The 24,122-nt window shown below is 44.7% G+C and carries 23 protein-coding genes, 3 pseudogenes and 1 riboswitch; of the genes and pseudogenes, 6 read left to right on the top strand and 20 right to left on the bottom strand.

The window, feature by feature from the left end; all coding sequences use genetic code 11:
* Positions 1-2: 2 nt before the first annotated feature.
* The 3 genes from AB4263_RS16930 to AB4263_RS16920 all read right to left on the bottom strand — a co-directional run bounded on the left by AB4263_RS16930 (position 3) and on the right by AB4263_RS16920 (position 2,932).
* On the bottom strand, positions 3-953 hold the full coding sequence (locus AB4263_RS16930; RefSeq protein WP_136978264.1) for an iron chelate uptake ABC transporter family permease subunit: 951 nt from the start codon (positions 951-953) through the stop codon (positions 3-5).
* Positions 946-1,899 (bottom strand): ABC transporter permease, encoded by a 954-nt coding sequence (locus AB4263_RS16925; protein ID WP_017061896.1) that lies wholly within the window; start codon positions 1,897-1,899, stop codon positions 946-948. Before AB4263_RS16925 ends, AB4263_RS16930 begins: the two co-directional genes overlap by 8 nt.
* Before the next feature lie 100 nt (positions 1,900-1,999).
* Positions 2,000-2,932 carry a siderophore ABC transporter substrate-binding protein gene (locus tag AB4263_RS16920; RefSeq protein ID WP_017061897.1) on the bottom strand — a complete coding sequence of 311 codons (933 nt, stop codon included), beginning with the start codon at positions 2,930-2,932 and terminating at the stop codon, positions 2,000-2,002.
* 928 nt (positions 2,933-3,860) lie between these two features.
* Here AB4263_RS16920 and AB4263_RS16915 point away from each other — a divergent pair.
* Complete coding sequence (locus AB4263_RS16915; RefSeq protein ID WP_004731601.1) at positions 3,861-4,070, top strand: hypothetical protein; 210 nt, start codon at positions 3,861-3,863, stop codon at positions 4,068-4,070.
* 230 nt (positions 4,071-4,300) lie between these two features.
* Here the strand turns inward: AB4263_RS16915 and AB4263_RS16910 are convergent, their stop codons facing one another.
* Positions 4,301-4,894 (bottom strand): hypothetical protein, encoded by a 594-nt coding sequence (locus AB4263_RS16910; RefSeq protein WP_017061898.1) that lies wholly within the window; start codon positions 4,892-4,894, stop codon positions 4,301-4,303.
* 343 nt (positions 4,895-5,237) lie between these two features.
* Here AB4263_RS16910 and AB4263_RS16905 point away from each other — a divergent pair.
* Positions 5,238-5,447 (top strand): annotated as a pseudogene (locus AB4263_RS16905) (hypothetical protein); the annotation flags it as partial.
* A gap of 112 nt (positions 5,448-5,559) precedes the next feature.
* On the opposite strand, the gene AB4263_RS16900 reads toward AB4263_RS16905, so the two are convergent.
* The 5 genes and pseudogenes from AB4263_RS16900 to AB4263_RS16880 form a co-directional block, all read right to left on the bottom strand.
* A complete protein-coding gene (locus tag AB4263_RS16900) occupies positions 5,560-6,219 on the bottom strand; it encodes a potassium channel family protein (RefSeq protein ID WP_017064414.1) in 660 nt (219 codons plus the stop codon).
* Complete coding sequence (locus AB4263_RS16895; RefSeq protein WP_017061901.1) at positions 6,220-7,320, bottom strand: AI-2E family transporter; 1,101 nt, start codon at positions 7,318-7,320, stop codon at positions 6,220-6,222.
* 22 nt (positions 7,321-7,342) lie between these two features.
* Positions 7,343-7,915: pseudogene (locus AB4263_RS16890) on the bottom strand (hypothetical protein); the annotation flags it as partial.
* Positions 7,904-8,584 (bottom strand): annotated as a pseudogene (locus AB4263_RS16885) (PAS domain S-box protein); the annotation flags it as partial. The pseudogenes AB4263_RS16890 and AB4263_RS16885, both read right to left, overlap by 12 nt.
* Positions 8,585-8,858: 274 nt before the next feature.
* Complete coding sequence (locus tag AB4263_RS16880) at positions 8,859-9,287, bottom strand: PACE efflux transporter (protein ID WP_017066716.1); 429 nt, start codon at positions 9,285-9,287, stop codon at positions 8,859-8,861.
* 137 nt (positions 9,288-9,424) lie between these two features.
* Between AB4263_RS16880 and AB4263_RS16875 the strand changes: the two genes are divergently transcribed.
* Together AB4263_RS16875 and AB4263_RS16870 are read left to right on the top strand one after the other, a co-directional pair.
* Positions 9,425-10,327 carry a LysR family transcriptional regulator gene (locus AB4263_RS16875; protein WP_372098579.1) on the top strand — a complete coding sequence of 301 codons (903 nt, stop codon included), beginning with the start codon at positions 9,425-9,427 and terminating at the stop codon, positions 10,325-10,327.
* A gap of 418 nt (positions 10,328-10,745) precedes the next feature.
* A complete protein-coding gene (locus AB4263_RS16870; RefSeq protein WP_372098594.1) occupies positions 10,746-11,090 on the top strand; it encodes a thiamine-phosphate diphosphorylase in 345 nt (114 codons plus the stop codon).
* 100 nt (positions 11,091-11,190) lie between these two features.
* Here AB4263_RS16870 and thiE read toward each other — a convergent pair whose 3' ends face one another.
* Positions 11,191-11,808, bottom strand: coding sequence for a thiamine phosphate synthase (gene thiE / locus AB4263_RS16865; protein ID WP_372098578.1), 618 nt, complete (start codon positions 11,806-11,808; stop codon positions 11,191-11,193).
* 261 nt (positions 11,809-12,069) lie between these two features.
* On the opposite strand from thiE, the gene AB4263_RS16860 reads away from it, so the two are divergent.
* Positions 12,070-14,013, top strand: coding sequence for a methyl-accepting chemotaxis protein (locus tag AB4263_RS16860; protein WP_017071986.1), 1,944 nt, complete (start codon positions 12,070-12,072; stop codon positions 14,011-14,013).
* Between the two features lie 123 nt (positions 14,014-14,136).
* Here AB4263_RS16860 and thiM read toward each other — a convergent pair whose 3' ends face one another.
* The 10 genes from thiM to AB4263_RS16810 form a co-directional block, all read right to left on the bottom strand.
* On the bottom strand, positions 14,137-14,922 hold the full coding sequence (thiM, locus tag AB4263_RS16855) for a hydroxyethylthiazole kinase (RefSeq protein ID WP_017064406.1): 786 nt from the start codon (positions 14,920-14,922) through the stop codon (positions 14,137-14,139).
* A 29-nt stretch (positions 14,923-14,951) separates the two neighbouring features.
* On the bottom strand, positions 14,952-15,632 hold the full coding sequence (gene tenA, locus AB4263_RS16850; RefSeq protein ID WP_017061912.1) for a thiaminase II: 681 nt from the start codon (positions 15,630-15,632) through the stop codon (positions 14,952-14,954).
* An 8-nt stretch (positions 15,633-15,640) separates the two neighbouring features.
* Entirely contained in the window at positions 15,641-16,597 is a 957-nt protein-coding gene (locus tag AB4263_RS16845) for an ABC transporter substrate-binding protein (RefSeq protein ID WP_108203193.1), read from the bottom strand.
* Positions 16,598-16,711: 114 nt separating this feature from the next.
* Positions 16,712-17,527: an ABC transporter permease gene (locus AB4263_RS16840; protein ID WP_136978322.1), complete on the bottom strand. Its 816-nt coding sequence runs from the start codon at positions 17,525-17,527 to the stop codon at positions 16,712-16,714.
* Positions 17,520-18,278, bottom strand: a complete 759-nt coding sequence (locus tag AB4263_RS16835) for an ABC transporter ATP-binding protein (protein WP_102428984.1) — start codon at positions 18,276-18,278, stop codon at positions 17,520-17,522. Before AB4263_RS16835 ends, AB4263_RS16840 begins: the two co-directional genes overlap by 8 nt.
* Positions 18,268-19,161, bottom strand: coding sequence for a bifunctional hydroxymethylpyrimidine kinase/phosphomethylpyrimidine kinase (gene thiD, locus AB4263_RS16830; protein WP_372098577.1), 894 nt, complete (start codon positions 19,159-19,161; stop codon positions 18,268-18,270). The genes AB4263_RS16835 and thiD overlap by 11 nt, the downstream gene beginning before the upstream one ends.
* Positions 19,162-19,257: 96 nt before the next feature.
* Positions 19,258-19,369: riboswitch (TPP riboswitch) on the bottom strand.
* Positions 19,370-19,467: 98 nt separating this feature from the next.
* A complete protein-coding gene (locus AB4263_RS16825; protein WP_017061917.1) occupies positions 19,468-20,385 on the bottom strand; it encodes a DMT family transporter in 918 nt (305 codons plus the stop codon).
* 89 nt (positions 20,386-20,474) lie between these two features.
* Positions 20,475-21,203 (bottom strand): AraC family transcriptional regulator, encoded by a 729-nt coding sequence (locus AB4263_RS16820; RefSeq protein WP_102394459.1) that lies wholly within the window; start codon positions 21,201-21,203, stop codon positions 20,475-20,477.
* 245 nt (positions 21,204-21,448) lie between these two features.
* Positions 21,449-21,700 (bottom strand): DUF2999 family protein, encoded by a 252-nt coding sequence (locus tag AB4263_RS16815; protein WP_004731647.1) that lies wholly within the window; start codon positions 21,698-21,700, stop codon positions 21,449-21,451.
* A 107-nt stretch (positions 21,701-21,807) separates the two neighbouring features.
* Positions 21,808-22,905, bottom strand: a complete 1,098-nt coding sequence (locus AB4263_RS16810; RefSeq protein ID WP_372098576.1) for an ElyC/SanA/YdcF family protein — start codon at positions 22,903-22,905, stop codon at positions 21,808-21,810.
* A gap of 497 nt (positions 22,906-23,402) precedes the next feature.
* On the opposite strand from AB4263_RS16810, the gene AB4263_RS16805 reads away from it, so the two are divergent.
* Positions 23,403-24,077 carry a glutathione S-transferase family protein gene (locus AB4263_RS16805; protein WP_102333929.1) on the top strand — a complete coding sequence of 225 codons (675 nt, stop codon included), beginning with the start codon at positions 23,403-23,405 and terminating at the stop codon, positions 24,075-24,077.
* Positions 24,078-24,122 lie beyond the last annotated feature (45 nt).

Here is a 24,122-nt window from a genome sequence, read left to right as displayed (position 1 = left end):
CTTTACTGAATTCTGGTGCGTAACAACAAGAACATAAAATACAAACCGCCGACCAAGTTAATAATCACACTCACAGTGGTTTCAAACGCCATCACTTTTTCGATAAACCATTGGCCAGAAACCAATAGCACGATCGCTAGTAAGCTGCTTGCGATGATAAGCACACGATGCTGATAAGATCGGAATATCTGGCGAGCTAAGCTTACGGTGATCAAGCCAAAGAACAGCACAGGGCCAACCAGAGCCGTAGACACCGCGACCATCACTGACACAATCACCAAGGTAATCTGAGTCAGTCGTTTGGTGTTCACACCCAGGCTTGTCGCGTTATCAACACCAAGCCAAAGTACATCAAGCTTAGGCGCCAACAACCAAAGGCCAAGCAAGCTCAAACCCAAAGGAATAAGGCTGAGGTAAACCAACTCGCCTTTCACGTTATTGAAACTTGCGAACATCACATTCTGCAGCACCGCGAACTCGTTCGGGTCAATCAACATCGCCAAGAAGTTAGACAAACTCGAGAATACGCTGCCACATACGATGCCTATCAACAGCAGTGTGAATACGTTGTTTCGCTTGCTCTTAAAGTAGAAATGGAACAGAGCAAACGAGAACAAGATCATCACAGTCACAGACATCGAAAAGTTTGCGATCGAGTCAATCACCCAGAAGCTAGCACTGCCAAACACAAACAACAGGACCGTTTGAACCAGCATATACAAGCTGTCAAAGCCCAAGATGGAAGGGGTTAGAATCCGATTATTCGTGATGGTTTGGAAAACCAATGACGATGCCGAAATCGCCACCGCCGCCAACACAATCGACAGCAGTTTTGGTAGGCGCAGAGACAAGAAGAACTCGTAGTTATCCCACGTCAGCCCCTGCCCGATGAATAGCGCTGTCATACCCAAAGACGCGATAGCCAGAATCGCAATTTTTACTGAATCACGCATTCGACTTGTCTCTCATGATTAGGTAAATAAAAATCATGCCACCAAAGATGCTGATTACCATCGAGATTGGAATCTCATAAGGGAAGATGACGATTCGAGCTAGCAGGTCACAAGCCAACACCAAGATCACCCCCCAGTAGGCAGTCCAAGGCAGAATCTTCTTCATGTTATCGCCCATCATCAGCGACACGATATTCGGCACGATAAGGCCAAGGAATGGGATAACACCAACGATCATCACCACAGAGGAGGCACTGATAGCCACTAACGCAACACCAATGAAGACGATCTTCTGATAATTCAAACCGATGTTTTTCGCGAAGCTCTCACCGATACTCGCCGCACTGAACTGGCTCGCGAAATAGTAAGCCAATACACAAGCAGGCACCGCGAGATAAAGGATTTCATAGCTGCCCTGCAACACGCTCGCAAAGTTCGCCATAGTCCATGCCGACATGGTTTGTACTAAGTCGTACTTATAAGCAATAAAGGTTGTTAGAGACGAAACAACGTTGCCATACATAATGCCAATCAAAGGCACCAATACCGCGTTCTTAAACTTGAGGTGTTGTAGGAAGCGAACCAATAGCATGGTGCCAAACACTGCAAACGCGAAGATAAAGCCTAAGTAGCTCCATTGCGCAGCATTGCCTAGCACTAGAATGCCGACAATGTAACCCAACATCGCACAGTCAATGGTGCCCATCGTCGAAGGCGCGGCAAACTTGTTCTGTACGATTTGCTGCATGATCAAGCCAGAAACACTCAATCCCGCTCCGGCAAGCACGATCGCGAGTAGTCGAGGAATCCGACTAACAATATAAATAGAATTGGCGTGTTGGTTGCCATTGAAGAAGTCACTAAAACTGATTTCAGCGACTCCAATCATCAATGACGCAACGCATAACACAACAAGAAATACAGCAGCTGCAATGGGTTTCAACATAGGAATAATACTAAAGATAGGTCTCGGGTAGCCCGTATAAAAAAGTGAAAAAGGGCTTATAAGAACACTCTTATAAGCCCGAAAATCTGATGGTTAGTAACTATTGAATCGTACGTTCAATGTCACTAAGCATTCTATGAATCGCTGTCACACCGCCACCAGCCAAATACCAAGCACTTGAATCAAGGTAAACGATATTGCCGTGCTGCGCTGCAGGTGTTGCCGCAACCAGTGGGTTATCAAACAGTTGTTGTGCGCGCCCTTCTGATTTACCAATCGCTTTTTCGCGGTCAAGCACGTAAAGCACTTCAGGTTTTGCATCAGCAATGTATTCAAAAGAGATTAGGTTGCCGTGTGTTCCTTTGATCGGAGCCACAGTTGCACTCTTTGATTCCACGAAACCAAAGTCATCAAAGATGATTGAGAAACGGCTGCCTTTGTTGAACATCGCAATGTTGTTACCGTTGTTCATTAGCATCATTGCTGAAGTTTCGTCAGACGCTACTTTGTCGTTTACCGCTGTGATAGAAGCTTGAGTCTCTTTAATGATCGCTTCGACTTCAGCTTGCTTACCAAAGATGTCGCCTAGCACACGCCAGTTTTGCTGAGCATCAGCCCAGTACTTGTCGCCTTCAATAGAAAACATGACAGTAGGAGCAATTTGTGCCAGTTTGTCGTAAACCTTAAGCATGCGGTTTTCCGCGATGATGATGTCAGGCTTCAACATGTAGATAGCTTCAAAATCAGGTTCGCTTAAAGAGCCTGTATTTGCCGTCGTATCTTTGTACGAAGCTAGGTAATCAGGCAGCAAGCTATGAGGCGCGCCAACTGGCTGTACACCAATTTTATCGAGCACGTCTAAGCTACCGTGGCCTAGAACCACCACTCGCTGTGGTACTTCAGTAAACTGCGCTGTGCCTTTCACATGCTCAATGGTGACGGTTTCCGCATGCGCGGTCATCATGAATGATGATGCTAGAACGATGGCAAGCCCGCTCAATAACTGGCGAACTGAATTGATTGTTTTCTTCATGTTTCTTCCTTTGCCATTGATACAAACCACCACTCATGACAATGAAAGTCACATTACTCATAGACGAGCATGGGGCGTACACAACTGCTAAATAACGATAATTTAAAGTCTGTCATTGGATTGACAACAAACTTGTAACGCAAGTGAGAACTATTATCAATTATATTTGCACTAAATTGGCGATACAACAACTTTATTATTCAGAAATGTAAAAGTGAGTATTCATATTTTGCGTAGTCAGGAGAGGTATTAGGAATCAGAAATATCAAAAAGACGCGAAGAGGAAAATACTCATCAACCTGAAGAAAAAAACAGATGGGGAAAGCACCCAAAAACCCTGTAATTACAACGCTGAACCCCAAAATCATGGATTGTAATTTACAATGTAAAGATCATATACAACAGAGACTTAATCATCACCAAATTAGCTGATCAATTAAACCCACTAATGACAACGAATACGAACAGCTGAAAAGACAAGACTCAGTCAGATATCATGGTCAAATCCCTGACCTTCGCTCATTTAACCTTCAGTAACCGATGGTAAATCACCCAAAAATATTTTTGAATTTAATTGAAAATAGGGTTGTAATTTTGAAAACTAGGCGTATAGTTCGCCACCTGGCTCTAATCTATAGAGCTGTTAATGCTAAAGTAAGTCCAAGTTCCACATAGACAGTTCTCGATTCCCTCGTTACACCATCTCTGCGTCAGCTTTCACCCAGATAGTCATTCAATAGCTTTTAAATTCGATCCTACTACCGATCTATCGTCATTTGCTCTTTTGTCAGCGAAGTCAGAATAGATCGAGCACTTAAATACAAATGTAATAAACACAAGGCACAGTTATGTCACGCAGAACAACACGACAAACCCATTGGTACCAACTATCACGCGAAAAAACAGTCAATAAACTAAAAGGTAATAAATGCTCAAGATTAAAATAGATTTACACAAAGAAGAGATTTCATGGGTCACCGAGATTCGACAGCTCAATAGCGATATACTCCACCGCCACATATTGCCCAAGCTACAACATCACAGCTATCTCATCGACTTTGAATTTAATGAACGAGAAAGCATCGGAACTATCGTTTCAGGCAACGGAAACACCCTAGGACATTTCACACTCCTATAGCATTTCCCAAAGGCTACAAAAGAAACACCATCTAGTCCCAAAGATGTAAAAGATGTCACCCTCAATTCGCTCTAGCAGAACAAAATAGAGTAGAAGTAAAACAGATCTGAAACCTAGCCCTTTTTGCATTTCACACGCGGCTAACGCTAGCTAGGTTATCGTACTTCTATTGAAACCAACTTATATCAAACTCTAAATCACCATTGAGTCATTATCAGTGCATTCATGGACTAATAAGTTAACGGCATCGACCTTAACTTCTGATCAAGAGTATATAAGTGTTCTGCAGCTTGCATGTGTTGAGGGTAATCACTGAACTTCTCACGATTCTCCTCATTCATCTTACATGTCTCATCCACCAGCATTAACTTCCAATACAGCTTCGTTGTATGCAACATCGCCAGTAACGGTTTGAACACCTCTTTCTCATAAGCTTGAATCAACTCTTCAATCAACTCGTCACGTTCGTCTTCGCTTGCGATTGAACCCTCGGTTGCCGACAACACTTTTTGATACTTCAGGTTTTGTTGCAGCTTATCCATGACCGTTTGGTTTTCTTCCGCTAAGTCAACAAGCTTCGACTTAATGATGTTTACCCAATTCGCTTGGCTCAGTACTGTGTCATCAACGCTGGTAAAGTCTTCTCGTATTTGTCGTTCAACATCTTTTTGAGCTTTCTTTAAAACCGCACGCACCTTTTGGAAAGGCAGCTGATACTCCTTACTTAGCTCGATAATCAGTTTATGAAAACCACCATTTGGAAGGTGTAAGTTTTCTTTAAACGTCGCCATTGCAGCTTCTTGCTGTTCGGTAAGGTGAGTCATTCTGTTTCCTATTCTTTATCACTTATGGTGCTGAGCCCGCGATCATACCACTATATAACCTCGTTTTTTCGGTAACTTGATAGGTTATATCTAGGTGCGTACTTAAATTCTCTCAATACGTTATCTTTTGGCTAGTTATTAACCCACTTGGCATAAAATGGTAAATCTCTATCGGCGAAAGTTCGTACATTACGCGCTCAGGGGATATCGCCAGACAGGAGTCGTTACTTACATATGAAAGACAAGCGCGAGAAATGAGAAAACAGATGACCTATTCAGAATACAAAGAATCCGATTTGCATAAGTGCGTGAGCATTGGTTCAGAAGCAATGGTATCCATTGCCCAATTTCGAACAATCGCACCATTGAAACCGGTGAGATGATTAAGATCGATGAAAACACGATTCAAATGGACATCGTCTATACATCTGGTGAAACAGCGACTCTAACGGGCATCAAAGACGGTCAAAACGTTACCTATTACATGGATGGTCAGCTTATATCGCAAACGACTATTGCTGAATTAGAGAAGATTCAAGGCACTGAAGCTTAAGGTTCATCGCCCACAAAAAGTTCAAACTTAAACAGACTTTGAAGCTCATAAAATAGAACAAGCCCGGCGATTGCCGGGCTTGTTTGTATGTGCTCTATTATTTGTAAATGCTCTATTGGGACTGAGACTGTGCAAGTCGAATGCTCACCAAACTCGCCACCATGATAGCTAAGTAAAAACTGCCGATAATGGATTCCATAAACACGAAGAATTGAGCAATAGGTAGAGCTGGTGATATGTCGCCGTAACCAACTGTGGTCAAGGTGATGAAGCTAAAGTACATCGCATTGAACAAGTTCGTTAACCAGACTTGCTCTTCTAACCCGTTAAAGGCATTCGGAAAGATCTCTAAAATTAACAAGTAGATGGTCGACCAAGCAAACCCTAACAACAAGTAGATACAGATTGAGCCGATGATGTGATTGGGTGTCACCGTTTTGGCTTTCATCACCTGCTTCAACGCCGAGTAAATGTGTGAAAACAAGAACACAGCCAACGCCGATAGCGTCACTATCGACAGGTTATAGCCTTCCAAAAATGAAAACACGCCAGACACGAGCGCCGTAATCAATAACAGCCCGTACCAAGAGCGATACAAGGCTCGCTCTTTATGAATACCGGCAATTGAACTCGCCAACGTAATAATGATAAGAAATAGGATTGTTTTCTGGCCTTGCGGATAAAACTGCTGCATCACCGCGCAACCAAAAAACAACACCAACAGCGCATAGAATAAGAAGTAGAAGTTGTCGTCTTTAGAGACTGGCTTCATCTATTTTCCCTCGACCTCTGCAGGTTTTTTCTCAGTTTCTTGTTGATTTTTCTCTTCAAGTCCAAGCCACGCCATCATCAGCTCATAACTTAAACTCAGTATCACAGCACCGACAAACAGACCGACGATGCCTGACATCGCCATTCCGCCCAGCGCACCCAATAGAATTACCAACATTGGAATGTGAGAGCCACGGCTCAGCAGTACTGGCTTCAAGATAGCGTCACTGCCGCTCACTAAAATACACCACACTAAGAACAAGCTCGCCGCCAGTGTCGATTCAACGCTGAACATGTAGATGATCGCAGGTAATAGAGCAAGAATCGGTGGCAGTTGGATTATCGCAATGAGCAGAACAGCTAGCGCCCAAAACGCAGCCGCAGGAACGCCTGCAATCACCAAACCGATTGCCGACATCATGGATTGAATCACAGCCACACCAATCACACCTTGCACAACGCTTCGCACGGTCGATTTAGAAAGCTCTACCAATTCTTCACCTTTACCGCCCGTTAAACGCGCCACTAAGTGAGTCACACCAGTTTTGCATTTATCCGCATTGCTCATGAATGCACCAGCAATGATGGTAGAGATAATGAACTGAATGAAGCCACCACCTAACGAGCCAAGAACAGAAGCGGCTTTCGTCGCGAACTGTTTAACTTCGTCTGCATACTTTATGAAAGTGCCTTCAATATTGTTCGAGGCGGCAACCAAGGTTGAATAAACCTTTTCCCCTATTAATGGAATATCTTGTAAGGACTCTTTCGGTTTAGGCAATGACAATGTGCCATCTTGAAGGCCTGTCATCAGGTCAGTCGCGCTGGTGTAGATACCAGAAGAAAGCGCCGCCAAAGGAATAAATAGAAGAATCACACCAATAAAGCTCAGCAATGCACTGGCTTTACCTTTCGACATCCCGGTTTTATTTGAAATGGCGACCGCCACTGGATACAACGCAGTCGCAATGATCGCACCCCATATCACCAAAAGAATGAATGGGCGCAAAATCGAAAAACACCAATACACGAGCATGGCAATCGCTGCGATCTTGATGGCAGCGTCTATCGCCTGTTTTGAAAAATCATCGGTTAACTTCATGAGACGTCCTTGTTAGACAAAATTAAGGCTGATTTTGTAGGAACTTCCAATTCCGTGTTTCTAGGAATAGAGAAGCCAAAATCATATATATCCCAATTAACACTAATTGGAATATGCGTATAAGGGTGTTGCTATCGATATCACCGGAGCTCATCAATGTGCTACCAACAAGTACGAGCAAAGTACTAAATGCAGTGGCGAAAATAGGTGCTTTTTCGGGAACCGTGTAGATCTTGGTAGCCATAAGAATGGCAATAAGTCCTATAAACAAAGAATAGAAGACAATGTTGGGTACTATAGAAAGAATTGAAAAAGCAGCAATCGCCAGCAATCCCCCGATACCGTTACTTATCACCAGAAAAGCGCTCAACTTTATCGACTTCTCTGACGTAATCATCAACGATAACAACGCAATGAACATCATTGTCAGCAAAGCTTCAGATATTTGAAAAATAAAGAAAAAACACACCACTGGATAGGAGATAATCATCGCTCTAAAGGCCGCATACCAACGCTGTTTCTTTTCGAGTGGCGCAGCAGCGAAGCCAGAGAACGCCGATTTAGGCTCAGGGAAAAACACATGCACTAACGCAAAACAGGAATGTGTGTAACCATAACGCTCTGCCAGGTTAGAATAATGTTTTAAGTCGTTATCAAAGCGGCGTCGATTCCAGCACCCTGTCAGTGAATCCGTTTCCACCAGCATTCTTAATCGACGCTCCAATATCTTGCGTCGGCTAATATCCGTAAAGGTCACCACGTACTTGTTATTGTGCGGCAGAATTTCAGTTAGCTTTTCCACCACAACGTTTACGGTAAACTGCTCACCAAGTCGACTGACGCCACTCAACTCACCTTTCCATCTCTGGTTTTCCTTCAGTGAGCGAGTAATGGTCGTGATTAGGCTGCTGTTATTCATAAAACAGAGATCAGAAATCGGACGAGATTCGACTTGGTCAAAGGCATAACCTGAAACCCGAGAGAATTGTTGATTCACTTGTATGACCCTCAATTGACTATCGAGGACAATAAAACCTGCGACACCATCAATGATCGCTTCCGACAAGTTATTCTTGCTTTGAGCCATTTCATGTCGATAAAGGCGTGCGGTAATAAGAGTGCTAAGTAAAAACAACGCACACACCGAAAAAAACATGGCTGGCGTAGAAGCAATACTCAGCAACCACAAGCTAAATGCCATATTGAGGACAAGTGCAGACACCACGTATAGCGGCATTTTTCGGTCATAACTTAACTTGTTCATAGTTTGCTCTGGTGATGGGCGAATGACTATGATGGCTAAGTTTTAATTAAGATATTTACCATTTTACGACACATACAAATTCAAATTACATATCGAACAATAAGTGCATAGGGTTACACTAACTATTAAGCGGAAGAGATTGAAAAGATTCGAGACCGCCACTTTTAATGCCAACCAGTGCCGGGTTACCTAGGCCTACTAACCGAATATCTCCGTCAAAATAACGAATAAACAAACGGTTAGTGGCCAAGCTCGTGTTTACTGACTTGGTAGATTACTGAACGGCTAGCTCCCCTCTGCGTACCCAGAATGCTCGAACATGGTCATAAATCAGATTAAACACAAACGCGTAAATGGTAATAAAAATGGTCACGCCGATGTCCATCAAAAATGCTTGCCATAACCCCACGTTAAGTAAGTATGCCATCACAGGGATTGTCGCGATCAACAAGCCAGCCTCAAATAGCACGACATGAAAAACACGTAATTTGAGCGAACGCTTTGATTTTTCACCCGTGAAATAACGATCAAAAATACGGTTAAAACAGTAGTTCCAAATCATCGCGATAGTCGCAACAACTATCATGGTTCCTGATAAGGCATTCACATCGTGATCAGTAAATATCGCTAAACCTATAATTGACAGTGTGACGGCCAATACTTCAAACAACACCGAGTGGAAAACTCTCTCTAACGTACTCATACATTCCTATAGCAATTTATAACATGGTGGACTTACCGAAATTATGTCACCGAAAACAATAAGAGAAAGTTAACAGCCATCACGTTTAGTGATAGCTTAAGTATAAGTACCCCATTTTGTATTGAGCGAGAGATAACATGTACAGTTTTGAGCAACTAAAAGTCTTCGTCACGGTGTGTGAAAGTGGCTCTTTCTCTGCCGCCGCTCGCAAACTGAAACGCGCTCAGTCTGGGGTAAGCCAATCGATAGCCAACCTCGAAATTGCCATTGACCAAGAGCTGTTTAACCGAGAGAAAAACATCCCCGTTTTAACCAGCAAAGGTAAAGCGTTATTGCCTGTGGCTAAGTCCATTCTTGACCAGCAAAAGTACTTCGATCAAAAAGTAGAATCGCTGACCCAAGAAGATGAGCACGAACTGATCATTGCGGTTGATGAAAGCATCATAGATAAGAACTTTATTAAGATAATCAGCTCACTCGCCGATCAATTTCCAATCACACACTTCGATATCATTACCACCTCAACCTTTGATGTTGAAGACCTAGTAAGACGCGGAAAAGCACAGATTGGCATCATCTATGCGGATGGTGAACTTAAAGTGGATATGGACTTCTTCTTACTGGGCCAAGCGCGTTTCCTAACCGTTAGCTCTGCCACTCACGAACTCAGCCAAATGTCGGTAGTACAAGACTCAGACCTCAAGCGCTATCGCCAATGTGTGCATCGCAGCTCAAAGCAGCGCGAACTGTGGTTCACCTATGGTATTAGCTCGATGCGTTGGTATGCGAACAACCACAAGAACATTGTTGATCTCGTTGAACAAAACGTGGGTTGGGCAAATGTGCCCGAGATGATGGTGATGGAAGGCATTCAAAAAGGCGATCTCGTAGCACTGCCAGTGGCACACGAGCATGGTGGTTGGATTACTCCAGTGGGTTGTTTGGTGTCTCGCAGCCACATCAATGGGCCAGTGTTAACAAGTTTACTTGAAAAACTAAAAGGCCACTCATTAGAGAACAATCAATGGCAAGCCAACTAGCCTCCCCCAATTCTTGAGTTCAGCCTATTTCAGCAACTGAATCCTAAGTCAATAACGGTGGTGTTTTCTCCAGCACTACCTCATTTCCGCTTTTCGTGCCGATAATTTTCTTTGTCGTGTGGATAAAACACCCTAGTTGATATCCCAAAGTGACATAACTAGTATGCGATCCCAAAGGGTTTGTCTTATCAAACTGATATCGACAAACCCAAATCGCTCTTTAACACCACTGACCCAACTTCAAATCTCCCAGATAAGCGCTCAGCCTTGCCGTTGCTTATATCGGTTTCAAATAGATCACTTTTTGAATATTGATTCGCACCCAGTTTATGAGCCCTCTTCGAGTGCTTTTTTATATCTAAATGAACCTTTTGGAAAATTTGTCGTGAACGTTTTAAGAAATATTTGCCCTGAGAAAATGGGCAAAGAGCGTAACAAACGAGAGTATGATTTACGCGTACTTAATTGTGTCAGTGAAAGCGAATATGAATCGCGTATGGCAGTTTGGAATAGCTTAACTTTGGTTGCTACTCCGTCTGTTTCAGAAACAAAAGGCTTCATCGATGAGGCTTTCAACAAACTTCAGCAAGACTTGAAAGAAGCTAGCCGTGAGTTATCGATTAACTACACGGACTTCATCGCAATGGCACATGAAGAGCTCAACTACATTAAGGTGTTTGTTGCTGATAAAACAGCACAATACGGTTGGTACGCTGCGATCGTTCTTATGGTCATCGGCACGGTTGCTCTGTGTATTCAGTAAGTTAGACCACAAATTTTACTGGCTACTGCATCGAGCGCTTTAATGCGCTCTAACTAGAAAACAAATGACGAGTCTCATTTGTTTTCTAGCCACCACAAACTCACTCTCCCATCAAAAACAACAAATCCTGCGTCGCTTGTTTTGGGCTTTCAGCGTGACATATCGCTGAGACCAAGGCTAATCCATGAATACCTGTGTTAACCAACTGCGGAATGTTCGACTCGTTGATTCCACCGATACCCACAATCGGAAGCTTGGTCGTTTCTAACGCCATTTGAATACCTTCGTAACCCCAGTGTTTCTTGAGGTTTGTCTTGGTCGGTGTCGCAAACAGCGCACTAAGGCCAATGTAATCAATCGGCAAACTATCTGCTTGTTGTAGCTGCTGTTCAGTTTCAATTGATAACCCAAGAATCTTGTCTGAACCAATCAGCTTACGTGCTAACTCTGCGGGCATATCCGATTGCCCCAGATGCAAACCATCGGCATCAACGGCTAATGCCACATCGACTCGATCATTAATGATCAGCGGCACACCCGTTCCAGCTAAAACCGATTTAACGGCCTCTGCACGCTCAATGAACGCTCTTACGTCCCCATGTTTTTCTCTTACTTGAACCATAGTGACGCCACCAGCAACCGCTTGTTCAACCACGAATTTAAGCGTTTCTAGATCTTGTTGGTCGTCAGTCACCAGATAAAGTTTATAAGGGTTCATCGCGTACCTTTGAAGTCGATTTCTAAAATTGGTTTTCTGCCATTTTACCGACAAATCACATCCTATGCATGGAAGTTAGCACTTAATTCCTTAAGTTAGGCGGTTGAATTCAAATACGCAACTCGTTGAAAGCATGTCGAAAAACCCGATTTTTCTAACAAAAGCGTTACTTATTACACAAACTATTCGCTTTAGCATGCCCAGAATGCTGTTTTATGAAATACTCCCCTATGAAGGAATCAGGTAAATATAGGGATAGTTATGCGTCACCTTTCTATAGCGCTCAAGATCAAGCTGGGTTATGCCATCTGCTTGCTCTTTTTCGTCATTTCAGGCCTTGTGAGTTACAAAGGTATTCAAACCTTGTCGAACGGCTTTAGCCAGTACAGTGACCTCAGCCACAAGGCGACATTGTCAGGCAACATTCAAGTGCACTTTCTTCAGATGCGTTTAGCTTCTGAACGTTACTTAGAGTCATTGGATGATCAATACGAAGCGAATTATCAATCGAGCAAACTTGCGATTGATGAACTGCTGAACAACTTAATCCAAACCACCACCAATACTGATAGCTTGTCGAGCCTGCAATTAGTGCAAGACAGCGTTGCAGCTTTTGATGCGGCTTATGGATCAATGAAACAGAGCCAACTGCTCATTGACCAGTTAGTGAACGTGGAGATGGTCACACGAGAAACCAACGCACTGAAAGCGGCTCAGAGCTTATTGTATGAGTCTTACAATAACAATGATCCAAACGCGAGCTTATACGCAGGCATGTTGATGGAGAACTTCCTCGCAGCCAAGATCACAGTGCTGAGTTACTCAAACAACAACGACCTCAAAACCTATGAAGCGGGTAAAGACATTTTTGAATATGCTCTGCCAGGTATAGAAGGCGATATTGAATCTCTTAAATCATCTCCTTATCAAAGTGAATTGATTGAAGATTTCTCTAACCAACGGGAAGCGTACGCGAAAGGCTTTGAGCAAGTTCATCAACAGATGATTGAGAACACGCAAAGAACCGCTACCCTCGCCTCTATTGGTGACAGCTTAGCGATTTCGGTAGCTGATGCTCAGAGCATTCTAGAACAACAGAAACAAGCATTAACACCAGAACTGCAAGCCAGCGAAAAGCGCTCGATTCAAATCATCATATTGCTGACGGGTGTGGCTTTAGTTATTGGCATGACGAGCGCCGTGTTGGTGACTCGCTCTATTACTAAAGGCATCGCACAAGTTAAACAGATCACCAACGAGCTTTCTCAGGGCAACCTGAATGTGGAAGTGAACATTGAGAGCAAAAATGAGATTGGCGAACTGCTGACTAATATGGAGATCACCATTGAATCTCTGCGCGATATTGTTGGCCAAGTGAACCGTTCTAGCGTGCGTATTGGTGAGATGTCGGAGTCACTCAATCAAGTGACCAATAACAGCTCGACCAACGCAACACAATTGAATAGCGAGATGATAAATATCTCTTCTGCCGTTGATCAATTGGCTTCCAGCACATCAGAAATTGCTGCAAGTGCTAACCACGCGTCTCAAGTTGCTAACCAAGCAACCGAGAATGTGGCGATGGGACTCAAAGAAGTAGACAAAACACTGCATGAAATTGGCAGCGCCGATGAAAGCATGCAGGTCAGCAGCCAGAAAGTGACTGACCTACACAAAGAGTCGATGAACATTGGTGCCATTCTTGAAGTAATCAAAGGCGTTTCTGAGCAGACCAACCTGTTGGCATTGAATGCGGCTATTGAAGCTGCGCGCGCAGGTGAACAAGGTCGCGGATTTGCAGTAGTAGCCGATGAAGTAAGAACGCTCGCTAAACGTACCCAAGACTCTGCTAGCCAGATTGATGAGCTCATCACCTCACTACAACGTGGCGCTAAAGATGCGTTAGAGTCTATCAAAGAGAGCCACAGCACGGTTTCAGACGCTTCAACGCAGGCGCAGCAAGCTTCTCAGAACTTACATGTGATTAATCAACACATCCAAGATCTGAACCAAGCCAACAGCCAAATCGCGGTGTCGGTTGATGAGCAGGATCGTCTTACCAAATCACTGGGTGAAAACGCGCAAGGTGCAAACACTATTGCTCAAAGCAACCAAGAGTCGGTAAGCAGCATTTCAGGTGCAGCGAGCGACTTAACCGAGGTTGCTCATCACCTAGAGAGCCAAGTTAACCGATTTAGAACCTAGCCAGCCAGTCTATACACAGCTGACACAGTTCCAAACCAGTAATAAAAAGCCCCCTACACATAAGTGTCGGGGGCTTTTTTAAGTTAATCTAACTCTAACTTGTGGCTTAGAGTTAGATTAGCCCTACTGAATCTTCAAGCGTTGAATCAGAGTCTCTTCGTCTAACTGATACAACTCATCAAGCAAGTTAATTTGCAAGCTACCTGGGCCGCGAGAGTTTTCAGCCGCGATTTCACCAACCACGCCTAATACCGCTGCTGCAGCTAAACCACTATCATCACCAACAGCCGCGAAAGCACCCGTCAATGCAGTTAAAGTACACCCCATACCCGTCACATACGGCATCATTTGGTGTCCATTGTTTAACGTCACCACGCTGTCTTTGGTGACAACGTAATCTGTCTCACCAGATATCACCACATTTGCACCGTATTCAGCCACTAAGCACTGTGCAGCACCTAACGCAGCATCACTGCTATCAAGCGCATCAACGCCTTTGCTCTGCGCTTGTTCGCCCGCTAACGCGATAATCTCAGACGCGTTACCACGAATGATCAACTTATCGGCTAAGCGTGCAATTTCACGAGAAGTCTCGGTACGCAACGTACTTGCCCCACAACCCACAGGGTCAAGAACCACAACCTTGTTGTTCGCGTTCGCTTGCTCAACAGCAAAACACATTCTTGGCGTCCAAACACTGTCGAGCGTGCCGATGTTAATCACCAAAGCACCAGAGAAAGACATCATCTCTGCCAGTTCTTGTTGCGAGTGCGCCATAATAGGCGAAGCGCCAATCGCCAATAACGCGTTGGCCGTGTTGTTCATCACTACATAGTTAGTGATGTTCACAACCAGTGGTTTTTGCTCTCGTACTGCGCGTAGCGATTGAATAATTTGTTCAGTAAGCATGGGTAAATCCTTATTCGTGAAAGTCGCTTTTAAGCCGCTGTTGAATCATCAAGAGCGTTCAGCCCTTGCTGCCAAAAAGCCACTTCCATACGCGTTGCGGTTTTGAAGATATGAACGATGTTCTGACCGCGTTCGCTGTTGATATCAATTTCAGCAAGCAACTGATTGAAGTATTCCGCGCCCGTTGCTACGCCAGATTGGAACTCTTCACTGCCATACAGTTGCAGCCAGCTTGCGTATGGGTTGCCTTCCAAAACAGTATCACTGCTTTCTAACAGCGCTTTACCAATCACGGCATAACCGATTGAACACGGAGCCAGTGCCGCATATAAGTCGACAAGATCACCCGTCATACCCGCATCTAGAACGTAGCGCGTGTAGGCAACAGTGCCGAAATCTTCAGGTTCGTTTTCTAAATCCGATTCGGTTAAACCCCACTGACCACAGTAAGTCACATGGTGAGAGATTTCAGAATCTAGCAACGCATGAACACTTGGCAGTGCACGACGCATATCAGCCAAGGTTTTAGCCTTGTAAATTGCCAATGCATAAGCGCGGGCATACTGCTTTAAAAACAGAAAATCTTGCTTCAAGTAATGCAGAAAACACGGCTGAGCGAGTGTGCCGTTTGCCAGCGTTTTAACAAAATCATGCTCGGTGTAGTCTTGCCAATCTTGTTGACAGGCTTGGATTAAGTCTTGGTATTTCATGAGATTCCTTAGTCAAAAGTCGGTACGTAGTCAGCGGCTTTTGGTAGTGATTTGATAATACCTTTGTCGAACATGAACTGTGCGTAATCGTCGTAACGCTTCATATCTACAGCAGAAGGGCGAAGTGCAAAGCGAGTCAATGTGTCGTTCCATGCGCGTTGGTTAAGCTCGTTATTCAACGTATCTGGTGAATACGCCACAAACTCACTCCATGACTCTTGTGGGTGGTTCACAATGTAAGTCGTTGCTTGTTCCAATGCTTTGTTGAAGGCTTTGATTGCTTCGTCGTCGTGTTTCTTTGCGTTCGCAACAAAGATAAGCTCGTCGTAAGCAGGCACACCGTGCTCTTCAGGGAAAAACGCTTTGGCTTTAAAGCCTTCAAGAGCTAACTGGTTAGTTTCGAAGTTACGTAAGCCACCCCAGATTGCGTCTACCTTGCCAGATGCCAATGAAGATGAAAGTGCCCAACCAACATTGATGGTTTGCACATCTGTAAAAGCAACGTTTTCTTGCGCTAACATAGTACCGATAGTCGCTTCTTCGTTGCCAGCAATCGCAATACCGATTTTTTTACCTTTAAGATCCGCTAGCGAATCGTTCTTGCCGTTATCCAGTACCATTAGTGTGTTCAGTGGCGTCGCGATAAGGGTTGATGCACGAACTAAAGGAAGACCCGCTGCCACATCCATGGTTAAGCTTGGTTGGTAAGTTACCGCTAAATCAACCTTACCTGCAGCAACCAGTTTTGCAGGTGTGCTTGGGTCTGCTGGTTCTTGAATTTCAATGTCTAAGCCTTGGTCAGCAAAGTAGCCACGCTCTTGAGCGATCACAATCGGGCCGTGGTTCGGGTTTACAAACCAATCCAACATCAATGTCAGTTTCTTTTGTTCAGAGTCCGCTAGAGCATGACCTGAAACCAATGAAGCAAGCAGTGCCACTGCACCTATCAATTTTGTATTTTTCACGGTTAACCTTTCCTTTTGAATATTATTATTGTGTTTATAGAGCTAATTTTTAACGAAGTTTTGTTTAGATAAATAGCGTGAGCGAAGCTTTATTAAACAAGTGTTATCGAACCATCACTGGTTCTCCCAAGGGATAGCTTTTTTGAGTAACTTGTCTGTGATGAAGTAGAGCGAGATAGACAGCACCGCCAAGATGAACAAGGCAGCAAACATCTCATCAATGATCATTCGCGCGTTGGCCTGTAGCATTAGATAACCCAGCCCTTCACTCGAACCCACCCACTCCCCGACGACCGCGCCAATTGGGGCAATAACCACAGCCACACGAATGCCAGACGCTAATGTTGGCAGCGCAGCAGGCAGTTGGATATAACGCAGCAATTGCCATTTCGATGCACCCATCGTTTTGGCAAGATCGAGATAGCCTGTCGGAGTATTACGTAAGCCGTCGTAACAACAAGTGGTTACTGGGAAGAAGATAATGATCGCCGCCATCACCACTTTTGAGGCGATGCCGTAACCAAGCCACAGCATCAATACTGGAGCAATCGCAAACACAGGGATCGCTTGACTAGCGATTAAGATAGGTAACAGCCAGCGTTTTAGTGGTTCGAACATCAACATCTGCAGGGCGAAAAATAGCCCCATCGACAAACCGAGTAACAAGCCAAGTAAGATCTCTTGCGCAGTCACCCAAGTGTGTTTGAGTAACACATCGTAGCGTTCGAATAGTTTAATAAAGACTTCTGCAGGCTCTGGCAGAATGAAGCTCGGCATCTCGAAGACAACCACAACTAACTGCCATAAACCGAGAATCACAGCACTGCTGATAACCAAACGCATAACGGGATTCATCTGACGAGGACGTGTAGTTGTGATCTGTGTGTTAGTTGAACGAGCCACAGCTTCGCTCCGCGTTAGATCATTCATAGTCACGCTCCAGCTGATCTAAGATCGCTTGTTGTAACTCAGCACACTCACCATCTAACACTCTTGGTGTGGCAGTGAGAGGCACAGATAAAGACTGAGCGTTCGCCGGTGTGCCTTGCAACACATACAAATTGTCCGCCAAACGCACCGCTTCTTGTGGATCATGGGTGATCAACACGACGGTTTTATCTCTCAACAGCTCACACGCTAAGCTCTGTAGTTTGTGTCTCGTTACCGCATCCAGCGCAGAGAATGGCTCATCCATCAGCACCACTGGCTTGTCTTGCATTAAAGTTCGAGCCAAAGCGACACGTTGACGCATACCACCAGACAACTGATCCGGCATCGCATTCGCATAATCAGCCAAACCAACCGCAGCGAGCAACTCGAGTGCTTGATTGGTTTGCAGTGCTTTGTCAGAAGCTGAATTTTGAAAACGATGACTCAGACATACATTGTCGATAACCGACAGCCACGGCAGTAACAAATCCTGCTGCGCCATGTAAGCGATGCGATCCGTTAAAGGCAATTCATCAGAGGTTGTCAATGTTCCCTGCCACTCCACCTTGTCGTCCAACAAGCCTGCCAGATAACGCAATACCGTGGTTTTCCCGCAGCCACTTCGACCTAGCAATACCGTCCACTTACCTGCGTTTAAGCTAAGCGACAATCCCGATAAGGTTGCGTGCTCACTGTCGTTATAACGTAAAGAGGCATTGCTGAGCTGAACACCCACCGTATTAACGGACATTCCCGTGCCCAGCGAAGAAGTGATTTACGGGCCCATGACCTTGGCCGACTTGCAACTCATCAGCATGAGCAATCGCGCGCGAAATGTATTGTTTGCCTAGCTCAACAGCCTCTGACAGCGTGTTGCCTTGCGCTAAGAAAGAAGCAATAGCAGATGAAAGCGTACAACCCGTACCGTGGGTGTTTTTGGTAGGAAAACGCTTCGCACTAATCAAAGCAGACGTGGTTGGCAGAATCAGTAAGTCGTTACTGTTCTCATCCTTCTCTAAATGACCGCCTTTGAGAAGAACGGCTTTAGCACCTAGTGCACGCAGGTCTTCAATCATATCCTGCATTTCGGCTTCGCTTTCAGGCACAGCTTTGCCCGTTAGTGCTGCGCCTTCCGGCAAGTTAGGCGTAATGATGTCTGCGAGCGGAATCAGTTCTTGTTTTAGCGTGGTAATGGCTGAGTTCTCTAGAAGAAGGTCACCACTGGTCGCCACCATGACAGGGTCAATCACTAAGTGTTTAGGTTGGTACTGCTTAATTTTGTCGGCAACGACTTTGATGATTTGAGAATCCGCCAACATGCCGACTTTGACTGCCACGATATTGAGATCGGTAAACACTGCATCTAACTGACTAGCGACATGCTCAAGTGGGATTGGAAAAATGGCTGACACGCCTTGGGTGTTTTGCGAAGTGATAGCGGTAATCACCGAACAAGCGAAGCTACCTGTAGCCGACATGGCTTTAATATCCGCTTGGATACCAGCACCGCCGCCACTGTCTGAGCCTGCGATCGTCAATACAATCGGAGTGTTCGTTCGAATCGAACCTTCAGCAGAGTGCTGTGAAACTGAGGCTTTGGGCGTTAAATCTTTTGAATTAGAACTGTGTGTCATTGTCGCTCCTACTATCTTACAAGACGTAGGAGAACGAACACCGATCGAAGGAGAAGTCGCAATAAACACATGAAAGTTTTCATGGGTGCAGACGCAGATCGAGTGCTTATAGTTCCCTACGCCAGTGTTAACTGAATCAGGTTCAACGGGTCTCGAATAACGATCTCAGCAAACACCAACTAAGGTATATGCCCCCCGACTATTGATAACGATAGTAACAGCACTCTCGCAACTGAGATACTCATTTTATTCAATTATAAGAATCACGCATGAATTTAATTCAATTAATCCCGTTTTAACTAATACTTATAATGGCTTTTTAGTTGGCTGAGATTGGATGAATAAACACATCACTATCAAGAACATACCTAGCCATCCAACCAATGGAATAAGCTCACCCACAATACACACGGCCAACACGGCGGCAACGACTGGCTCAAGTAAGGTAATCAAGTTGGCGCTACTCGCTGTGACATGGCGTAGCCCAAAACTGAAAGCGATATAGCCTAAACATTGAGGAAGTAACACCAAGTAACTCACCACCAATATATTGGTATTCGATGCGAACAAGTTATCCCCCGTAAACCAAAGCGTTGGCAGTAGCAACATCGCTCCTAGCCCAAATATGCTGCCCATCGCTGCTTGCGACTTAATGCCTTCGTCTATCAGAGCTTTTGTCGCCCATGAATAAATGGCGTAACACAACCCAGCAATCAACCCTAATCCAATGCCCAAAAGCTTCAGATCGTCACCAGAATCATTCGCTGATGATGATTCTGAAAATACCAGTAGCCCAATACCAACCACGCCAATGGCAAAGCTCGTTAACCAACGTTTGTTGATATTATTCTTTTTGCTAATAAGACACTCTAAAAGTGCAGAAAAGAAAGGAGCAGTAGCTATCGACACCACTGTGCCCATTGCGACACCCGATAACTTCATCGAAGAGTAAAAAGCCAGAGGATAGATCGCCAAAGCCAGCGCACTCGCCGCTAACAACTTTTTGTTGAGCAAAAGCTTATCAAGTGAAGATAAGATCTTTCGATACGCCAAGACTGCTTGCATTAAGCCGCCGACGCCCATTGAAAAAGCACCAATCGCTAATGGGCTGAGATCAGGCGCAAAGCTTGCGGCGGTGCCTGTCGTGCCCCATAAAACAGAAGCAAACACGATGGCTAAAGTGCCCGTTTGGAATTCGTTAACGCGATTGATGGCAAGATTCATTTCTATTACCTAGTCTATTTTCATTTCTGAAATAGATAATAGTGAACATATACTAAGTTGAGTTTGCCGAAAGGACGCTATTGTTGTTTCTAAAGACTGTCTTTCATTGAGCCTAGAAACGCCCTTGGAGACATGCCAAAGTGCTGAGAGAAGCGACGACTGAAAGCAGACACATCACTATAGCCCACATTTTCAGCAATCAATTGAACCGGTAAATCGGTATGAGTTAACAAGGCTTGGGCTTTCTCCATACGATAGCGAGTGATGTATTTAAGCGCACTGATCCCCAGGCACTCTTTGAAGCGTTTTTTGAATTGAGTGGGGCTCAAACAAGCCGTTTCTGCAAGTTGCGAAATGGATAATGGTTGTGTGTAATTATCCGCTATCAGCCTTTGTACAGCGCGGATTCTTGGGTCGATGCTCTTGCTCACTTGTTGTTGCTCTAACAGCAGTGAAAACACATCCAAGATGGATGACTCAATACCGCTATCGACCTGATATTCCAGCTGCTTCTCAACAAACAACAAGAAGCTCATCAAAGGTGGCGTTATCGTGAAAACCGAGAGCTCGTGCTCTAACAAATGCTGAGGCAACACAGCCATATCCGCGACAATAAACCGCGCTGCTTCGTCCGCTTTAAACGCATGTGCTGTGGTTACCGGAATCACCACACATTCGCCTACGGCCACCTTGCCGACATATCCCACCATTTCAATACTAATACTCCCTTGAATAGGCAGCACGAGTTGATGGTAGCCATCATGGGCATGAGTATTAAATTGCTTGGTGTAAGATCGAATGCTTAGGCTAGATTTCATGAGCAACGCCGGAATTCAGTTTATTGAAACATGAGTGTTAAAAAGAAATTACATGATTTAAGCGAGGGAGTCACATCGGACTAGTATTTTTGTCGTATCTCTTTCTAGCCTTTCTAAGTCGGATCAAAAAAGCCGTTTAAGTATTGATACTCAAACGGCTTTTTACTCAAGTCTAATTCGCAATCTCAAGAACAGTTAACCGAATCGGCTATCACTTCCTAACAAAATCGCTCATTCAGACTCTATTATTTTTGAAGTTGCTCTTTAGCGGCTTCAACCTTAGAAAAATCTAGGCCAAGCTCTTCAACTGCTTCTTTGATTAGCGCAGGGTTTTGCATTACCTGGCCCATCAGCATTTGAAGTTTATCTTGTGGTAAGCCAAGTTGGCTGATCGTCGCCATTGCTGCAAGAGGGTTCTCGGTCAACGTCTTGAATAGCTCGCTGATCTGCTCGTCGCTAATATTGTTCTCTTTCAACATTGCTAAAATCGGGTTCATTTTTTTGCCTTTGAAACACTAAATTAAGTAGGAGCACAGCATACCATCTAGCTGTGCTCGATTGCACTAGCAACTTATACTTTGCCTACTGTGAAGTAACCCTAAGCCTAGCGAGACTCTAATGGGTAAGAGCGGTAGCTCCACATACCATAGGTTCTAAGCGCATCTCGGTAGATACCTAGTAGCTCACCATCACTCGCCTTCTTAAGATCTGCGAGTGGCTTGTCTGGGTAAGAAACCGTATCAAAAGTAATGCCCTGAGGGCCGGTTTGCCAGCTAGCGATTTCAAACAGAGTTTGACCACGACGAACATGGCTTGCCGAGCTAATAATGGTCGCGTGCTTAATATCATGGCGAGCAAGTGCGTAGCTACTGAATAAGGCATTGCCTACCGTGCTGGTCGCGTAATTCTCTTCGATGATGCGATCTTTGCTTACCCCTTTCTCGATAAGCCAATCCGCCATTAACTTACCTTCAGTCTTGTGGTTCTTGGGCACGCCACCCGTTAACACGATCATCGCATCTGGGTTCGCTTTAGACATCGCCAACGTTGTCTCAAGACGTTCGATCAAGATTTGATGCATAGAACCATCAGGGTTAAGTGCGTAGCCCAAAGTGACTATGGCACCGTGGTCGCTCAACAGCCCCTTATCTGCAGACTCTTTCAGCGGTGTTTCTAACACGCGGTCGACCGTTGCAAAAATACGTTTGATGTCTTCTGCTTGGCCCTTATTCAGGCTTTCCAGTTTCTCCATGTGCTTGTTGGATTCACTATCATTGCCTTCAAATCTCTGCCAAACCGCAAGGTAAGCGTGAAGATCAACATCGTCTGGCGCAACCGTCAGTGCTTGTTCAAACAACTCAATAGCGCGCTCCGCATTCTTGTTGTAGATCTGAGCGTTCGCTGCCGAGATCAACAAGTCAGTACGGTAAGGTTCTAGCTGGTACGCTTCTAACAATCGGTTAGTCACAATTTCCATGTTGCTTGGCATTTTAGCCGTGAAGCCCGCGTGTGAAATTCTTGCCGGAGACTTAAACGCCTGCAACGCATCAAGAAGTAATTGGTCGACAACTTGTCGCTTAGTCACCAACTGCGCGTAATCCGCTGAAGCCTGTACTGCGCCATCGTTAGCAGCAAAAGAATAAGGTGTTGCGCCAAAAGCGAGCATGCCACCAAGAGCGAGGGCGATAATGTTCTTTTTCATGGAAAGATCCTGTGTCGTTAAGTGTTCACATCAGATTTGCTCACCAATGTAAGCCGCCAAGATTAAAAAACCGTGAAGCACACCTTAATCTCTAACGTTTATATTCATTTGTTGCATAAGGTGTGGCAGCATATCACGATTTTGAACTTACCAATAAGCCTGTGCATCCAGATAATTCTGGTTTGAACCAGTGCTCAACGTTTTTGTTGGAATATCTGACTGCGGATTTCATACGCCCTATCCCGCCAAAAACCACCCATCACAAATCCGAACTCCGCATAAAGCAACGAATCAAAAAAACCACTTTAAGCTCATTTTTTCAACAACTTAAAATCCAACACACTGAATCGCGCGATTTTACCCCTCGCTCAAATAACGAGGTCTTCAACACATAGAGTTGGAATGCGAGTCAGAAGATCTTCAAATAATTCAAAATCAACCATTGAACGATCGTTCAAGTGGTGCTTTAATAAATTACCAATACAAGGAGTTACCCCATGCTTAAGTTCTATTTTCACCAAACACCAAACCCAATGAAGATCGCTCTGTTTTTGGAAGAGACAGGCCTAGATTTTGAACTTGTTCCTGTCGATACCTTAAAGGGTGAGCAGCATTCACCGGAATATCGTTTAATCAATCCAAATGGCAAAACGCCTGCGATTGAAGATGAAGGACAACGTGTATTCGACTCTAACGCTATCCTTCTGTATCTCTCAGAGAAAACAGGCAAGCTTGGCGGTCAGCCAGAAGACAGAGCTGAACTACTCTCTTGGATGATGTTTATCGCGAGTGGCCTTGGTCCATATTCAGGCCAATCGGTACACTTCCGCCATGCTGCACCAGCAGGCTTAGACTACGCTGTGAACCGATACCTACGTGAAGCACAACGTCACTACGAAGTGTTAGAGAAGCATATGGAAGGTCGTGAATTTATCGTAGGAAATGAGTACACCATTGTCGATGTCGCTGCATGGGGTTGGATTGACAAAGCACCAGTCGTGCTTGGTGAAGAAGGCTTAGAACCTTACCCGAACTTGAAGCGCTGGTTTAACGCAATCAACACTCGCCCTGCTGCACTGCGTGCTCGCGAAATCGGCAAAGGCATTGAGTTTAAAACCGAACGTGATGAAGAAGCGAAACGAGCACTGTTTCCTTCGAATTATGCGAAGTAGAAAAATTGAAAGTTAACGCTCTACTGTAAACGCCCCATGAACCCA

It is taken from the genome of Vibrio sp. 10N.261.55.C5 (genome assembly GCF_041470505.1).
In the GTDB taxonomy this organism is placed as follows: domain Bacteria; phylum Pseudomonadota; class Gammaproteobacteria; order Enterobacterales; family Vibrionaceae; genus Vibrio; species Vibrio crassostreae_C.
The sequence above is the reverse complement of the archived record's forward strand: the minus strand, read 5'-3'. Positions and strand labels throughout refer to the sequence as shown.

Excerpts from the sequence above, each read along its gene's own strand:
- AB4263_RS16930 (WP_136978264.1), bottom strand. The coding sequence starts at position 953 with ATGCGTGATTCAGTAAAAATTGCGATTCTGGCTATCGCGTCTTTGGGT.
- AB4263_RS16925 (WP_017061896.1), bottom strand. The coding sequence starts at position 1,899 with ATGTTGAAACCCATTGCAGCTGCTGTATTTCTTGTTGTGTTATGCGTT.
- AB4263_RS16920 (WP_017061897.1), bottom strand. The coding sequence starts at position 2,932 with ATGAAGAAAACAATCAATTCAGTTCGCCAGTTATTGAGCGGGCTTGCC.
- AB4263_RS16915 (WP_004731601.1), top strand. The coding sequence starts at position 3,861 with ATGCTCAAGATTAAAATAGATTTACACAAAGAAGAGATTTCATGGGTC.
- AB4263_RS16910 (WP_017061898.1), bottom strand. The coding sequence starts at position 4,894 with ATGACTCACCTTACCGAACAGCAAGAAGCTGCAATGGCGACGTTTAAA.
- AB4263_RS16900 (WP_017064414.1), bottom strand. The coding sequence starts at position 6,219 with ATGAAGCCAGTCTCTAAAGACGACAACTTCTACTTCTTATTCTATGCG.
- AB4263_RS16895 (WP_017061901.1), bottom strand. The coding sequence starts at position 7,320 with ATGAAGTTAACCGATGATTTTTCAAAACAGGCGATAGACGCTGCCATC.
- AB4263_RS16880 (WP_017066716.1), bottom strand. The coding sequence starts at position 9,287 with ATGAGTACGTTAGAGAGAGTTTTCCACTCGGTGTTGTTTGAAGTATTG.
- AB4263_RS16875 (WP_372098579.1), top strand. The coding sequence starts at position 9,425 with ATGTACAGTTTTGAGCAACTAAAAGTCTTCGTCACGGTGTGTGAAAGT.
- AB4263_RS16870 (WP_372098594.1), top strand. The coding sequence starts at position 10,746 with ATGGGCAAAGAGCGTAACAAACGAGAGTATGATTTACGCGTACTTAAT.
- thiE (WP_372098578.1), bottom strand. The coding sequence starts at position 11,808 with ATGAACCCTTATAAACTTTATCTGGTGACTGACGACCAACAAGATCTA.
- AB4263_RS16860 (WP_017071986.1), top strand. The coding sequence starts at position 12,070 with ATGCGTCACCTTTCTATAGCGCTCAAGATCAAGCTGGGTTATGCCATC.
- thiM (WP_017064406.1), bottom strand. The coding sequence starts at position 14,922 with ATGCTTACTGAACAAATTATTCAATCGCTACGCGCAGTACGAGAGCAA.
- tenA (WP_017061912.1), bottom strand. The coding sequence starts at position 15,632 with ATGAAATACCAAGACTTAATCCAAGCCTGTCAACAAGATTGGCAAGAC.
- AB4263_RS16840 (WP_136978322.1), bottom strand. The coding sequence starts at position 17,527 with ATGAATGATCTAACGCGGAGCGAAGCTGTGGCTCGTTCAACTAACACA.
- AB4263_RS16835 (WP_102428984.1), bottom strand. The coding sequence starts at position 18,278 with ATGTCCGTTAATACGGTGGGTGTTCAGCTCAGCAATGCCTCTTTACGT.
- thiD (WP_372098577.1), bottom strand. The coding sequence starts at position 19,161 with ATGACACACAGTTCTAATTCAAAAGATTTAACGCCCAAAGCCTCAGTT.
- AB4263_RS16825 (WP_017061917.1), bottom strand. The coding sequence starts at position 20,385 with ATGAATCTTGCCATCAATCGCGTTAACGAATTCCAAACGGGCACTTTA.
- AB4263_RS16820 (WP_102394459.1), bottom strand. The coding sequence starts at position 21,203 with ATGAAATCTAGCCTAAGCATTCGATCTTACACCAAGCAATTTAATACT.
- AB4263_RS16815 (WP_004731647.1), bottom strand. The coding sequence starts at position 21,700 with ATGAACCCGATTTTAGCAATGTTGAAAGAGAACAATATTAGCGACGAG.
- AB4263_RS16810 (WP_372098576.1), bottom strand. The coding sequence starts at position 22,905 with ATGAAAAAGAACATTATCGCCCTCGCTCTTGGTGGCATGCTCGCTTTT.
- AB4263_RS16805 (WP_102333929.1), top strand. The coding sequence starts at position 23,403 with ATGCTTAAGTTCTATTTTCACCAAACACCAAACCCAATGAAGATCGCT.